This window comes from Hahella sp. HNIBRBA332 (assembly GCF_030719035.1).
Taxonomy (GTDB): domain Bacteria; phylum Pseudomonadota; class Gammaproteobacteria; order Pseudomonadales; family Oleiphilaceae; genus Hahella.
Genome location: NZ_CP132203.1, coordinates 2,623,631 through 2,638,102, shown reverse-complemented (window position 1 = coordinate 2,638,102; position 14,472 = coordinate 2,623,631). Strand labels below are relative to the sequence as shown.

General features: G+C 57.0%; 9 protein-coding genes. 6 read left to right on the top strand and 3 right to left on the bottom strand.

The features are described 5' to 3' along the window. Positions 1–1,270: 1,270 nt before the first annotated feature. Positions 1,271–2,230, bottom strand: a complete 960-nt coding sequence (locus O5O45_RS12000; RefSeq protein WP_305905462.1) for a diguanylate cyclase — start codon at positions 2,228–2,230, stop codon at positions 1,271–1,273. Positions 2,231–2,274: 44 nt separating this feature from the next. Beyond that, positions 2,275–3,327, bottom strand: a complete 1,053-nt coding sequence (locus O5O45_RS11995) for a glycosyltransferase family 4 protein (RefSeq protein WP_305905461.1) — start codon at positions 3,325–3,327, stop codon at positions 2,275–2,277. Positions 3,328–3,614: 287 nt separating this feature from the next. Between O5O45_RS11995 and O5O45_RS11990 the strand changes: the two genes are divergently transcribed. The 6 genes from O5O45_RS11990 to O5O45_RS11965 all read left to right on the top strand — a co-directional run bounded on the left by O5O45_RS11990 (position 3,615) and on the right by O5O45_RS11965 (position 13,741). Further along, on the top strand, positions 3,615–4,562 hold the full coding sequence (locus O5O45_RS11990; protein WP_305905460.1) for a hypothetical protein: 948 nt from the start codon (positions 3,615–3,617) through the stop codon (positions 4,560–4,562). Between the two features lie 129 nt (positions 4,563–4,691). Continuing rightward, positions 4,692–5,906 carry an EAL and HDOD domain-containing protein gene (locus tag O5O45_RS11985; RefSeq protein WP_305905459.1) on the top strand — a complete coding sequence of 405 codons (1,215 nt, stop codon included), beginning with the start codon at positions 4,692–4,694 and terminating at the stop codon, positions 5,904–5,906. Positions 5,907–6,183: 277 nt separating this feature from the next. Further along, positions 6,184–8,529: a S8 family serine peptidase gene (locus O5O45_RS11980; RefSeq protein ID WP_305905458.1), complete on the top strand. Its 2,346-nt coding sequence runs from the start codon at positions 6,184–6,186 to the stop codon at positions 8,527–8,529. A gap of 142 nt (positions 8,530–8,671) precedes the next feature. Continuing rightward, positions 8,672–9,475: an alpha/beta fold hydrolase gene (locus O5O45_RS11975; protein WP_305905457.1), complete on the top strand. Its 804-nt coding sequence runs from the start codon at positions 8,672–8,674 to the stop codon at positions 9,473–9,475. Between the two features lie 134 nt (positions 9,476–9,609). After that, on the top strand, positions 9,610–10,161 hold the full coding sequence (locus O5O45_RS11970) for an Mpo1 family 2-hydroxy fatty acid dioxygenase (RefSeq protein WP_305905456.1): 552 nt from the start codon (positions 9,610–9,612) through the stop codon (positions 10,159–10,161). Positions 10,162–10,318: 157 nt separating this feature from the next. Continuing rightward, a complete protein-coding gene (locus O5O45_RS11965) occupies positions 10,319–13,741 on the top strand; it encodes a carbohydrate-binding domain-containing protein (RefSeq protein WP_305905455.1) in 3,423 nt (1,140 codons plus the stop codon). A gap of 62 nt (positions 13,742–13,803) precedes the next feature. On the opposite strand, the gene O5O45_RS11960 is transcribed toward O5O45_RS11965, so the two are convergent. After that, the gene (locus O5O45_RS11960) at positions 13,804–14,427 is read right to left on the bottom strand and encodes a glutathione S-transferase family protein (RefSeq protein WP_305905454.1); all 624 of its coding nucleotides are present in this window, start codon (positions 14,425–14,427) and stop codon (positions 13,804–13,806) included. Between the last annotated feature and the right edge of the window lie 45 nt (positions 14,428–14,472).

The window sequence follows — 14,472 nt, the reverse complement described above, 5'->3', positions numbered from 1 at the left end:
TAGAACCGTTCGCCCTGAGCCTGTCGAAGGGCCGCAGTCTCGCAATGATATGGAACAGATTACTAACCCAACGGAAGAAACTTTCCGCTTGAGCAGATTGGATTGGGGTAAACGCTCTGGAAAGCCCTTCGACAAGCTCAGGGCGAACGGGGGTGGGGGGATGGCTTGTGGTTTTTCACATGTTCTCTCCCTCATGGGAAGGGAGCGATTTGACAATTTGGATTGTTAGCAACAATAGAACCGTTCGCCCTGAGTCTGTCGAAGGGCCGCAGTCTCGCAGTGATATTGAACAGATGACTAACCCAACGGGAAAAACTTTCCGCTTGAGCGGATTGGATTGGGGTAAACGCTCTGGAAAGCCCTTCGACAAGCTCAGGGCGAACGGGGGTGGGGGGATGGCTTGTGGTTTTTCACATGTTCTCTCCCTCATGGGAAGGGAGCGATTTGACAATTTGGATTGTTAGCAGCAAAAGCACCGTTCGCCCTGAGCCTGTCGAAGGGCTGCAGTCCCGCAGTGATATTGAACAGATTACTAACCCAACGGGAAAAACTTTCCGCTTGAGCGGAATGGACTGGGGGAACGCTCTGGAAGGCCCTTCGACAAGCTCAGGGCGAACGGGGGTGGGGGGATGGCTTGTGGTTTTTCACATGTTCTCTCCCTCATGGGAAGGGAGCGATTTGACAATTTGGATTGTTAGCAGCAAAAGCACCGTTCGCCCTGAGCCTGTCGAAGGGCCGCAGTCTCGCAATGATATTGAACAGATGACTAACCCAACAGGAAAAACTTCCACTTGCGCGGAATGGACTGGGATGAACGCTCTGGAAAGCCCTTCGACAGGCTCAGGGCGAACGGGGTATGGTTTACTCCGAATCTTTCGTCTTTCAGAGGGTTGGTGGCGATTTGACTGCCAGATTGATAGGCAGTGAGTTGCAAGAAGATTTATCCCGTTCGTTTGATTAAGCATTGGCGCGCTAATCTCAAAACAGGTCGCATGTTTATTCCGTCATAAAGACGCATGCAGAAGTATGGGTAGGTCGGAAAAGCGCAGCGCCTTCCGACAGTGGCGTTCGAAATAGGCTCCTGATATAACTGCGCCGAGTAGCGGAATTGCAATAAATTTGTGCTTTTTCTTGTCCTGGTTGTGAGTCGCATAGTGTCGGAAGGCGCTGCGCTTTTCCGACATACCGAGCCAGCTGTTTCCCCAGGGTTAATCGGTCCAATCTTCCTGTAAAAAGCCTCACCCCCACGATTTCCTGCCCACTCTTAAACTCAATAAGAAACACAATTACGCCCTTTGTTTTTGCTCTCATAAAGTCGTTCGTCCGCCAGTCGTAGCAGGGATTCCATTTCGTAGACGCCTTTCAGGGAGCTGAGGGCGGCGACGCCGAAGCTGGCGGTGAAGTTGAGTTCGCCGTTTTCGGTGGTCAGTACGGAACGTTCCAGAATGCCGCGTAGTTTTTCCGCTGTGTGCACGCCTTTATCCAGTTCTGTATTGGGTAGCACGATGACGAATTCTTCGCCGCCATAGCGGCATACCCAGTCGACGTTCTGGCGCAGGTTTTCAGATAGGGTGCGGGCGAAGAATTTGAGGGCGCGATCGCCGATCAGGTGGCCGTAGCCGTCGTTGATGCGTTTGAAGTGGTCGATGTCGGTCATAATCACCGATAGCTCGATGTGATAGCGTTTGGAGCGTTTTATCTCCCCAGGCAATCTGGTGTACAGAAAGTGCCGGTTATAGGCGTTAGTTAGGGGGTCGCGCTCCGCCAGTTGCGCGATTTTCTCTTTTTGCTCTTCCAGTTTGCGATGTTGCTGGATGATGCGCGCGCCGCATTTCACTCGCGCCATCACTTCGCTGGGGGAAGCGGATTTCTTGATGAAGTCGTCGGCCCCGGCGCTGAGTCCTTCCACCACTTCCGCAGAGGTTTCCTTGCCGGTCAGCAGGATGATGTAGTGGTAACCTTGCTCCCAGCGGCGCACCTGCATGCAAAAATCCAGGCCTGAGAACGCGGGCATCATCCAGTCGGTGAGGATGATTGAACAGGGATGGGTTTTCAGGATGTGCAGCCCTTCCTCGGCGCTGGCGGCTTTCAGCACTTTATGGCCGGCGTCTTCCAGCAGCAGGGAAATATACTCGCGGAAGAAGAAGTCGTCGTCCACGAGCAGCACTTGCATTCCGGTTTGTTGACCTGTGGTCTCAATCTCTTTCTTCGACAGGGTTGGCGACTTCATAAAAACGCCCTCAAAAGAGTGGTTGTATTCACATCCGCGGCGCCTTAAACAGCGCAGGCTTTTTCGTAAATAGTAAGCAGTTTGGGAATGCAGGCGGCGGCGCTGTACTGGTGTGCGACGCGATTGGCTGCGGCGATGCGCAGGCAACGGCGTTCATTCGGCGTTTGTAGGCGCCACCTCTCAATCGCGTTAGCGAAGGCGTCCGCAGCGCCAGCGCAAATAAACCCGTTTTCGCCATGATCTATCAACTGGGGCAGGTCGCCGACGGCGGTGGAAAAAACCGCGACGCCGCGGGACATGGCTTCCAGCGCCGCATAGGGCAGGCCTTCTGTATTGGAGGTGATCAGCAGCGCATCGGCGTCACGCCAGATTTTCTGCTGGTCAGGCTCGCAGCCGTGCAGTGTCAGGTTGTCCGGCGCCTGCGCTCGGAGCGATGACTCCAGTGAGCCAGAGCCGTACATATGGAATTCCGTCTCCGGCAGACGGGCGGCGATATCGAGAAAGAGGGAAGGCCCTTTCTCCTGCTCCAGTCTGCCTACAAACAGGACTCGGTTTTGCTCGCTTTCCGGAGGCAGGTCCAGTTTCGGCGCGTCGATAAAATTGTTGACCAGTTCGCTGGCCCAGGGACGCAGCCGCTGTTGGATATCGCGACTCACGCAAATGTTGGTGGAGAGGCCTGCACTCACTTTATCAATCAACGTATAGAGCCAGAGTTTGCCTGCGCCGCGATCGCCGTTGTGGAACGTCGAGACGCAAGGCGCTCCTGTGGCGGCGCCGGCCAGACGACCCATAACCCCCGCCTTGTAACCGTGGGTATGCAGGACATCGGCAGAGGTCGATTTCAGCAATTGAATGAGCTCCCGCAAGCCTCGGCGTAATTTCACAGTCGGGACGCCACTGGCGGAGAGCTGCTTTTCCAGAGGATGCGCGCCGTAATCCGCCAGCAACGCTAACGTCACATTGACGCCATGGGCCTGCAGTCCCGCGGCGAGGTGTGAGATATGCGTTTCTATACCGCCGTAGCCGCGGCTGTCCAGGGTTAACAGTACGGTTTTCGGCGTCATTGTGCTGCGTGGACTTACGTGCAACGGTTGCATTGGCGTCACCTTCTGGTACGTAGTTATATAGGCTCACTCAAGATTCAAGCCAGAAGCCTCAGTTGTGATACTTGGGGCTGTTTTTAAAAGGATTTTGGGGAGCTGACGCAGATTTGAGGCTGGAGGAGTTGGGTTGAATAGATGGCGTTCCGACAAAGCCGCTCCCGATTTGCATTGCAATCCGCCAATGCAAAATCGCTAAAGGCGGATGAATACAGTCCTGACGGGGCCTGCGATTTGGGCATAAAACCTGCTGTGGCAGGTGAAACTCAATAGGAAATGCAAGCATGACGGAAAAGCAGACCCGCTTCTGGCCGACCATCGGCGCATTGCTGGTCATGACGGCATTGGCGGCTGGCGCGTTCTGGCCGGTGAAGTCCTGGCCCTGGCCGCGTTTTATGGGAGAGCTAATGAATCTTGCGCACCTTCCGGCGGGATTCGTTCTCTACCTGATTACGCCCATGCTGGCCCCTTGGCTGGCGAGACGTCCGCTTGCGCGCATCCTGGCGTTGACTGCGCTGCTGATCATGATGGAGCTGGTCCAGCCTTTGGTGGGAAGAAGCCGCAGCCTGGAGGATGCGTTGATGGGCGTGGCGGGCCTGATGGCGGGATGGCTCTGGGCTGGCCTGGGTTATGGCGGGCGCTCAGGGTGTGCGGCGCCGCTGCGTGTACTGGCTGTCATCCTGATGATTGGCGCGATCTGTTGGCGGGGCGCTGGTCTCTGGTGGGTGATGCGGCAGAGCCTGGCGTTTCCTGAACTATTGGCGATGGAGTCGCCGTTGACGACACAGGCTTCCTGGCGCGGATTGGGAACGCCGAAGATTTTGTTGTTGCAGGAAGCGAATGAGAGAAATGGGAAAGAGGAAAACGGGAAACAGGCGTTTATCCGGGCGCGGTCAGGAGCAGGGCGCTGGTTTGGGTTTGAGTTCGTCAATCCGGATCGCTCCTGGAACGGGTATTCGCAACTCTGTCTGGCCGTGAGAGCTCACACTGCAACAGGGAAAGGTAGACTGGTTGTCCGTATTGGCGATGTGGACTCGGTCAACTACAAGAGCAGTGCGACATTTGAGCAGGATATCGACGCCGCCTGGTCGCAACACTGCTTTTCTCTGGACCAGTTACGCTCAGTGGACGGTAGGCGTTTGAACCCTGAGCGTATGCGCGAAATTCTGATCTATATGGCCTCCGGCGAGCAAGTGCGATACCTGGATATACAGAGCGCAAGGCTGCAATGACGGTGGCGTCGGGAGGGGTTTTAAGCAGGCGTTTCGATAGACAAAACTGATCGGACCCCAGCCTTGACGTAACCTGCGTCCACTTCTACATTCCAAACATACCCCCCCGAGGACATATCGCGACCGCTCATGGAACAGATACTGCTCGCCCGCCAACCTATTGTCGATGCATCGCTGGAAGTGGTGGGGTACGAGTTGCTGTTTCGCTCCAATGACCCCGCTGCCGGTCCGGTTCTGGATGGTGATAAGGCCACTTCTGTGGTGCTGCTGAATGCATTTACCGAGAAAAGCATTCAGGAAGTGACCTCCGGCCTTCTGGCGTTCGTCAACTTTACCGAACAATTGCTGATGGAGCCGCCGCCGTTTCCGAAAGACCTGTTGGTGATTGAGATTCTGGAGTCAGTTGAGCCCACCAAGGAAATCTGTGAAGCCGTGGCGCGACTGGCCAAGCGCGGCTACACCATCGCCTTGGACGACTATGACCTGCATAGCAATCAGGAAGTGCTGCTGGAGTATGCTTCCATCGTAAAACTGGAGTTTCCGGCGATTGAGAGGAGCGCGTTCAAAGGCCTGGTGGACAAGATCCGTAGACGCAAGAAAGTGCGTTTGCTGGCGGAAAAAATTGAAACCCATGACGACTTCGAATTTTGCCTCAATAACGGCTGTGACCTGTTTCAGGGGTATTTCTTCAGCAAGCCGGAGATCGTCACCGGCCGTAAAATGCCCCAGAGCAAGCTGGCGGTGTTGCGTTTGATCGCCATGGTGCAGAATCCGGACGCCTCTTTCGACCAAATCGTGAAAACCATCGCCAGCGATCCACCCCTGAGCGTCAAACTGCTGCAACTGATCAACTCCATTTCGTTTCGGCGCCCGCAACCGATTGACTCCATTCACAAGGCGGCGGTGTTGCTGGGGTTGGAGCAGCTGCGCGCCTGGGTGATGTTGCTGGCGCTGTCCGGCATTGAAGACAAACCGAAAGCGCTGATTGTCATTGCGCTGATTCGCGCCCGTATGTGTGAACAGATAGCGGCGACCATCGAACCGGATAAGTGCGACACCTATTTCACCATTGGCCTGTTTTCCACCCTGGATGCATTTTTTGACCGCACTATCGAGGAAATCCTCAGCAAGCTTCCGCTCTCCAGCATGGTGATCGACGCTTTGCTCAGAGGCGAGGGCCGGGCCGGGCTGGCTTTAACAACTGTGCGTTTGTATGAACGTTGCGATATGCAGAATATTCCCTGGGCGCAGCTGGAAGAGCTGGGCTTGAGCGGACCTGCCATCAGTAAGCTATACCGCGACAGCATTGTGTGGGCGGACGAGCGTTCCAGTCTGAAGACATAATCTCTGCTGACGCCGTCATAGCGGCGGGATCAGGCAATCCTCTCCCTGCGCCACCTGCTTTTCTACCCAAGACAGTATTTTCTCCCTCAGATAGACTGCCTGGCTCTGGGCGCTCACTCCTTTAAAAATAATTCGCCCACCAAGCCTGAAAACGCTGATGAGAAGGTATTTAACAATATCGACGCGATGGCGCTGTGAACTTTCATGGAGGCATAGCGACGTCTGCAATCGGATCTGAAAGGAATATCGGATTTAATTGATTGGTCGGAGATCCAATATGCGTAAATATCTTTGCAGCGCCGGGGTGGCGCTGTTCCCTTGTTTATTGTCGCTGTCATCCGGGGCCTGGGCGGCGTCGGAACCGCCGCCGGTGAAGGCGGTGCTGGTGAAGTATAAAAGCGACGCCCTGGCTCACGGAGTTCGGCGCGCTGCGCCGCTGGCGGGCGTCAATGCCGCTGATCCGGTTACCCGGGATGGCGCTCTGGTGCGTTACAATCTGAATGGCATGACGCCGGAGGCGGCGGTGGCCCACTTCGCTGCGGACCCCGCAGTGGCCTACGCCGAGCCGGATTATCCGTTGCGTATGGACGCAACGCCGGATGACCCCGCGCTGACTGAGCAATGGGCTTTGTTCAATGTCGACGATCGCAACAACGACATTCACGCGCTGGACGCCTGGAACCTGCAAACCGGCGACACGCATGTGCTGCTGGGCATGATCGACAGCGGCGTGGACTATCGACATGAGGATTTGCAGGACAACCTGTGGATCAATCCTGGCGAGATTCCCAATAACGGCCGCGATGACGACGGCAATGGTTACGTGGACGATATCTACGGCGTCAACGTGGTGAATCGCAGCGGCGATCCGATGGACGCCAACAAACATGGCACCCATGTCGCTGGCATCATGGCGGCGGTGGGCGATAACGGGCTGGGCGGCGTTGGCGTCAACTGGCGCGGCGCGCTGGTCACCTGCGCCTTTATCGACGAGGATGGCTTCGGTTACACCTCTGATGCGATCGCTTGCATGGACTACATGGTGGATCTCAAGCGTCGCGGCGAAGCGCTGGCGGCGATCAACAACAGCTGGGGCGGCGGCGCGCCGGGACAGGCGATGGAGGAAGCCATACGCCGGGTGGAGGCTGCTGGCGTGCTGATGGTGTTCTCCGCTGGGAACGATGGCCGCAATAATGATCATTACGGCCACTTCCCCTCTAACTACGACAACCCCGCCATCGTCTCTGTCGCCAGCACGGATCGGGAAGGGGAGTTGTCCGGCTTCTCCAATTACGGTCTGGAAAAAGTGCATATCGCGGCGCCGGGCTCGGATATCTATTCCACCTTGCCCAATCACGCCTACGGCTCCCTCAGCGGCACCTCCATGGCCGCGCCGATGATCACCGGGACTTTGGGGCTGATGGCGGCGCACAACCCGGAGTTGGACGCGCAATCGCTGAAACAGGCGTTGCTGGACGGGGCCGACAAGGTGGCGGCGTTGGAGGGCAAGATTCCCGACGGGCGCCGTCTGAATCTGGAAAAAGCCCTGTTGGCGGCGGATGATCGTCCAGGCTTTCGCATTGCGCCGGAAACGGACGTGGTGGATATTCCCCAGGGCGAGATGCGTTCATTGACCGCGCGGCTGCAGCCTTTGTTCGCCTGGCGTGGAATGGCGGATCTGTCTGTCTCGCAGCCACAGGCGGGCGTCTATGTGCAGCTCCCTCGCGCTTTGCAAGCGAATGAAAGCGGCGATCTGACCTTTAGCGTTGGCGCCGAGACGCCGGTGGGACGCTATTTCGTGGAGCTTAAAGGCGTGGAAAGCGATAAGGCGAGCCAGCCCTTCAAAAGCGCCAAGCGCATCACCGTCAATGTGTTGCCGCAAGGAACGCGGGACTTTGATTACGCCAACGGCGAAGCGACGCCCATTCCTGACCATAGCTCCCGTGGGTTGTGGAGCCCGATGCGGGTGTCCGAGAATCTGGAGCTGTGGGACGCTTCGGTGAGTCTGAATATCTCTCACCCCTGGCGCGGCGACTTGCAGGTCAACCTGCTGTCACCGGACGGGCGGAGCTTTCGTTTGCGGGAGCGGGGTGGTCTGACGGAGGATGATCTGGTGCGCTCGTATCGGCTGCCACAGATGCGCAATATTCCTTCGCAAGGACTGTGGTTCCTGCAAGTGATCGACGCTTCGCCGTTTCAGGAGGGCGTGCTCAATCATTGGGAAATGCGTCTGCGTGGGCGTCCGTTGGCCGCAGCGGAGTTGAGCGAGCGCACGTTGCAGACCGCGGACATCACTCTGCCCAAAGGCGAGACGACGGAAATCGTGCTGCCTCAGCATGCGGTGGGCAAAATCAAAGGCGTTGCGGTGGATCTGGCGATCAGCGGCGCCTGGCTGGGCGGCTATAAAGTCACTCTGCTGTCCCCGGCGGGCACGGAGTATGTGCTGCACGATAAAAACGGCAGCTTCAATGACTACGACCTGCAACTGGCGGATCATTTCATCACGGATTTCCATGACGAAGAGGCTGCCGGCCCCTGGAAAATTCAGGTGGCGCGTATTGGCCTGGACGACAAGGCGTTGCTGCGCCATGGCGCAATCAGACTTTACATCGCGACCAACTGATGGAACTGTCGCAGTGATCGCCAAGCCGCCTTAATCGGGCGGCTTTTTATCGGTTTAAACAAAGTATTCCTGGCTTGCGTTCACAGGATGATGCGGTAGTCTCTGATAAGTCACCCCGTTTTTCGCCAGGAGTCTCAAAACAATGGACATGATGACAACGTCAGAGCAGATAGTTTCCACGCCGTTGGGCGGATTGTTTGTCAAGCGCTGGCGACCAACCGGCGCAGACGCGGCGCAGGCTGCTCCGATTGTGCTGTTTCACGATTCTCTGGGGAGTGTTGAGCTGTGGCGTGATTTCCCAATGGAATTGGCGGCAGCAACGGGGCGGGAAGTCATCGCCTATGACCGCCTAGGCTTTGGCCGTTCCGATCCGCATCCAAGCCACTTGGATCTCAGTTTTATCAGCGAAGAAGCCCATGGGGCCTTCAGCGTTTTGCGGGAAAGTCTGCGCCTGGATTGTTTTATCGCCTTTGGCCACAGCGTTGGCGGCGCCATGGCGGTGTGCTGCGCGACGGCGTTTCCTGATCAGTGCGTGGCGTTGATTACCGAGGCGGCGCAGTCGTTTGTCGAAGACCGTACGTTGGAAGGCATCCGCGCCGCCAACCTGAGCTTTTCGCAAGCAGACGGCCTGGAACGGCTGAGCAACTATCACGGCGACAAGGCGGCCTGGGTGCTGGACTCCTGGGCGAACTCCTGGCTCTCCGACGACTTCCAACCCTGGAATCTCGACGATATCCTGCCGCAATTACGATGCCCGCTTTTAGCCATCCACGGCGATAGAGACGAGTATGGCTCAACCATTCACCCGCGACGCCTCGCTCTGCTGGCTGGCGGCCCCACCCAAGTGAACATCCTGCAGCACTGCGGCCACGTCCCACATCGAGAAAAAACCAGCGAGGTGTTAGCGGCGGCGCAGGGGTTTCTTGAAGAATTGCCGATGAGCTGAATCAATACAAAGCCCCGTGTCATCTACACGACAGAGTAGGGCATATCGTTCACCTATACTCCTCGTTAAACCCATAAAAATAAACCATGGACGCCTGAGTATTATCGTGGGCGTCTGATAACGGGAGCAACGGGATGAAAGCACTGTCCGAGCATTTGACTCAGTATGCGGCTTATCATCGGGATCGCCGCAATATCGCCACCCATTTTATCGGCATTCCCATGATTGTGCTGTCCATCGCTACGCTGCTGTCGCGGACGAGCTTCGAGCTGTTCGGTATAACGGCGACGCCAGCGATGATTGTGGTGATCGCCTCGCTGATTTTTTATTTGATGTTGGATTTCGCTTTTGCGTTGTTGATGGCGGTTTTGTATGCCCTGACATTGTGGGGCGCCGCTGCGCTGGCGGCGCAATCGCAGATGGTGTGGTTGAGCGCGGGTATCGGGTTGTTTGTGGTGGGCTGGGCGTTTCAGTTCGTCGGCCATTACTATGAAGGGCGCAAGCCCGCGTTTGTGGACGACCTGAGCGGCTTGATCATCGGTCCTTTGTTCGTGGCGGCGGAAGCCTGTTTCTACTTTGGCTTGCGGCGGGAAATTCTGCTCGCCATCGAAGAAAAAGTCGGCCCTACGCTGATGCGAGACATGAACGCGACGGATACCAACAGCAAGCGTTTGCATGAATCTTGATCTGGTCGCCAATTGAGCAAAAAACTGATATCCCTCTCACAGATTTGTAATTGGTGAAGGATTAACCCAAAAAGCCCATTGCCCCTGGGCTTTTTTTTAGGCAATTTATGAAAGCGTTTTCATTAACGGAAATCATAGAATTACAAAGGGGGTAATCATGGCGTTTGTACAGGACAACAAGGAATCACCACGGCGTTTCGCCGCCAGGGCCGGGCTGTTTATGTTGTCAGCGCTGTCCGCAGCCATGGCGCAGGCGGATGTCGGCGCATTGTTGTGGGAAGAAAACTTTGATTCGTTGAATCCCTCCGTCTGGAATGTCGACGAGGGCGATGGCTGTCCTAGCCTGTGCGGTTGGGGCAACCAGGAATTGCAGTGGTACGCAAAGGACAATCTGTCCATCGAAGAGATTCCCGCAGAGCCGGGCAATCATGCGCTGGTGATTGAAGCCCGCCGCCAGGACATGGGCGGTAAAGCTTTTACGTCAGGCAAAATCACCACCAAGGATGCGGTCTCCGTTCGTTACGGTATGATCGAAATCCGCATGCAGGCGCCGGAAGTCGGCGTTGGCCTGTGGCCTGCGGCCTGGATGCTAGGCACAAGCACCGCCAATTGGCCGGCCAAAGGCGAAATCGATATCATGGAAATGGGCCACAGCGCGGCGGGACGCAAGAACGCCGGGCATGACGGCGCGCCCATCAACAATTACGTTGGCTCCAACCTGATTTTCTATGCGGACTCAGCCTGCGTGCCGGAAAATCCCTCCTGCGCCGCCAGCACCGCCTGGAACACTGACAACGCCTATGTGGCGCCGACGCCGTTGAGCAATCGCTTCGTCACTTATCGTTTGTATTGGACCGATTCCCAGATCCGCTTCGCCATCGTGGATAACGGACAGGAGCATGATCTGTACGACAACCCGATTCCCATTGGCGGCGAGGCGGAAGAGTTTCAGGCTCCGTTCTACTTCCTGCTGAACCTAGCGGTGGGCGGGAATTTCACCGACGCTCACGACAACGGCCAGGTCTCAGCGCCGCTGCCGGGCAAAATGCTGGTGGATTACATCCGCGTGTATGAGCTGGATGGACAGGGTGAAGTCAAACTCGGCCGTCCTGGCCCGGAAACCGGAACCTTCGGCGTGTATACCGATGAAAGCGCCACCACCAACAAGCTGGAAGCGGGCTCTTCATCCGATATCTATGTGTGGGACCAAACCACGTCTGGCGGCTCGGAAGCGCCTTATGAAGGCGACAAAGTCATCTCCTGGAAAGCCAAGGCCAACACCTGGTTTGGCGGTGGGATTCAGGCGCGGCAACCGGTCAATTTGAGCAAGTTTGACGAAGGCGAGCTGAAATTCCGCATCAAGATTCCCGCTGACGTCTCTTTCCGCATCGGCGTGACAGACACCCATACCAACCAGAACTGGCTGGATTTCCCCGCTTTTGAAGACAAATACGGCCTGACTCGCAACGGCGAGTGGGGCGAAGTCAGCATTCCCGTTTCGGAGCTGCGCGGTGAACTGATCGACTTGCGTTCGATTCAGTATCCCTTCGCCATCCTGAGTAAAGACGGCCAGTTGCCGGGAGCGGACTTCGCTTTCGCCATTGACGATATTCTCTGGACGGGCGGTGGCGGCCCTGTGGTGGTGGACAGCGATAACGACGGCGTCAACGACAATGAAGACATGTGTCCCGGCACGCCGGCGGATACGCCAGTCGGCGCGGACGGTTGTCCTCTGGAGCAGGACGCGGACGGCGATGGCGTGGAGGACAGCATCGACCAGTGCCCCAATACCCCGGCGGGCGCTGAAGTGGATGAGGTCGGCTGTCAGATCATCGTAACCGATAAGATCAAGGTGCAGGCGGAAGATTACAGCGCTTTCTATGACAGCACCCCGGGCAACAACGGCGGCGCTTATCGTGAAGACGATGTCGATATTGAAGCGACCTCTGATGTGGACGGCGGTTACAACATCGGCTGGACCGACGCCAACGAATGGCTGGAGTACAGCGTCACTCTGGGCCAGGGACAGTACAGTCTCGACGCGCGCGTCGCCTCCCTGGTGGGCAATGGCAAATACGCAGTATTCATCGACGGTGACTTGGTTGGTTCGAAAACCGTTGACGCCACTGGCGGCTGGCAGCAGTTCGTGACGCAAGAGGTAGGCAGCTTCAGCGTCGAGCGCGGGCAGCACACAGTGCGGGTTGAGCTGTATGGCGGCGAGCTGAATCTTAACTGGATGGAGATTCGCTCCATGGATGTCATCGACAGCGATGGCGACGGGGTCAAGGACGAGCGGGATCAGTGTCCTGGCACGCCCGCTGGCGATGAGGTGGACGAGAACGGCTGTACGGTGGTGCGAACTGAAAACGTCACCGTGCAGGCGGAAGACTATGACGCCTACTTCGACACCACGCCAGGCAATCAGGGCGGCGCTCACCGTAATGACGACGTGGACATCGAAGTCAGCGGCGATATCGACGGCGGCCACAATGTGGGCTGGATCGCCGGCTCCGAATGGCTGGAGTATAACGTGACGCTGGGCGCCGGCGAGTATGACCTGACGGCGCGCGTCGCCTCCGCCGTGGGCGGCGGTCGCTTTCGCGTACTGGTGGATGGAACGGAGGTGGGACAGGGCTCTGTCTCTAACACGGGGGGCTGGCAGTCCTACCGCACGCTACCCATCGGGACCTTCTCTGTGGATCAGGGCGAGCATCGCGTGCGGGTGGAGGCGAGCGCAGGGGAATTCAATCTGAACTGGCTGAATATTCTCACCCATAGCGATGCGGACAGCGACAATGACGGCGTCGCCGATAATCTGGATCAATGCCCCAATACCCCAGCAGGAACTCAGGTCGACGCCAGCGGATGTCCTGTCGGCGGACAGGGAGACAGCGTTCGCGTGATGACGTTTAATGTGCGCACGGAACAGGCTAATGACCCCGGAGAGCGTAACTGGAGCCAGCGTAAGGGCGAGGTGGTGCGTACGATTCAGCGCCAGAACCCGGATTTGCTGGGCCTGCAGGAGCCCACTGGCGGGCAGTACGACTTCATCAAAAACACCCTGGGCGCCAATTGGGGCGCCACCAGCTACCGTCAGATTCTCTATCGCTCCGATCTATACACCTATGTGGACGGCGGTCTGATCGAGCTGGTGGCGGACGTATGGGGTCCCCGCAGTGCGGAGTGGGCGAAAATGCGCCGCAACGCCGACGGCCGTGAGCTGGTGTTCATCAATACCCACTGGGGCGTGGACGGCAATTCCCAGCAGGGCTCCGCTAATATCCTGAGAGATCGCCTGGGCGAGGTGAATCAGAACTGGGGCATGCCGACGGTGCTATTGGGTGATCTTAACGCAACTCCCGGCAGTGGGCCGGTGAATACCTTGGTGAATCAGACTCCATTGTCCAGCTTCTTCACTGGCGGCACGTTCAACGGCTGGAATGTGCAGCCCGGTCCTCAACTTGATCATGTCGTGGGTTCCGGCGTCAGTGCGGTGGGCTGTGCTTTAGAAAAATATCGTGAAGGCGACTATCCGCCTTCCGATCATTACCCGATCGCTTGCGAGCTGCGTTTGCAGTAAGCCGGCTCTCTTCCTGGTTGCGCCAGCGCATGCTTACGATAGTGTGCGCTGGCTTATACGAGCTAAGCGGCGTCGTACTTAGCCTCAATCTCCAGCGCCGCCTGATAGCCGGCATGCTTCTCCAACACGCCCTGATAGCGCTGAATATTGGGATACTTGGCCACTGCGCCGCTGCGCTGCACAAAGTCCAGAATAAAAGACATCATGATATCCGCGCCGGTGAGCCGGTTATCAACCAGATAGTCCTTGCCTTCCAGAGACCGCTCCAAATGTCCGATCACCTTGCTGATTTCCGTCTGTGCGTAGCCATGTAAAAAACGGGTTTCAGTCCCGTCCATATCCAGAAACAGCTTCAGCAATAGCGGCAGAATCGCCGAACTTTCCGCGAAATGAATCCAGTACAGGTACTCCGCGAATGACTTGCTGTCCCGCGTCGGAGCCAGTTTTTCCGCGGCGTAGCGCTCAATCAGAAACTCCGTAATGGCGCCGGATTCCGGCAGCACGATGTCATCCACTTCAATCACAGGCGATTTGCCCAGAGGGTGAATTTGAGTCAATTCCGGCGGCGCCAGCGAAGTGGTTTTATCCCGTTGATAGGGGATCACGCTGTAAGGCTGACCGATTTCCTCCAGCAGCCAGATGATGCGACGGGAGCGGGATTTGTTGAGGTGGTGCAGTTTGATCATGGGATGAAGTCCTGTTCTCTTGGTGTGATAGACGCTGAGCGTCCA

Excerpts from the sequence above, each read along its gene's own strand:
- O5O45_RS11975 (WP_305905457.1), top strand. The coding sequence starts at position 8,672 with ATGGACATGATGACAACGTCAGAGCAGATAGTTTCCACGCCGTTGGGC.
- O5O45_RS11985 (WP_305905459.1), top strand. The coding sequence starts at position 4,692 with ATGGAACAGATACTGCTCGCCCGCCAACCTATTGTCGATGCATCGCTG.
- O5O45_RS12000 (WP_305905462.1), bottom strand. The coding sequence starts at position 2,230 with ATGAAGTCGCCAACCCTGTCGAAGAAAGAGATTGAGACCACAGGTCAA.
- O5O45_RS11980 (WP_305905458.1), top strand. The coding sequence starts at position 6,184 with ATGCGTAAATATCTTTGCAGCGCCGGGGTGGCGCTGTTCCCTTGTTTA.
- O5O45_RS11990 (WP_305905460.1), top strand. The coding sequence starts at position 3,615 with ATGACGGAAAAGCAGACCCGCTTCTGGCCGACCATCGGCGCATTGCTG.
- O5O45_RS11970 (WP_305905456.1), top strand. The coding sequence starts at position 9,610 with ATGAAAGCACTGTCCGAGCATTTGACTCAGTATGCGGCTTATCATCGG.
- O5O45_RS11960 (WP_305905454.1), bottom strand. The coding sequence starts at position 14,427 with ATGATCAAACTGCACCACCTCAACAAATCCCGCTCCCGTCGCATCATC.
- O5O45_RS11965 (WP_305905455.1), top strand. The coding sequence starts at position 10,319 with ATGGCGTTTGTACAGGACAACAAGGAATCACCACGGCGTTTCGCCGCC.
- O5O45_RS11995 (WP_305905461.1), bottom strand. The coding sequence starts at position 3,327 with ATGCAACCGTTGCACGTAAGTCCACGCAGCACAATGACGCCGAAAACC.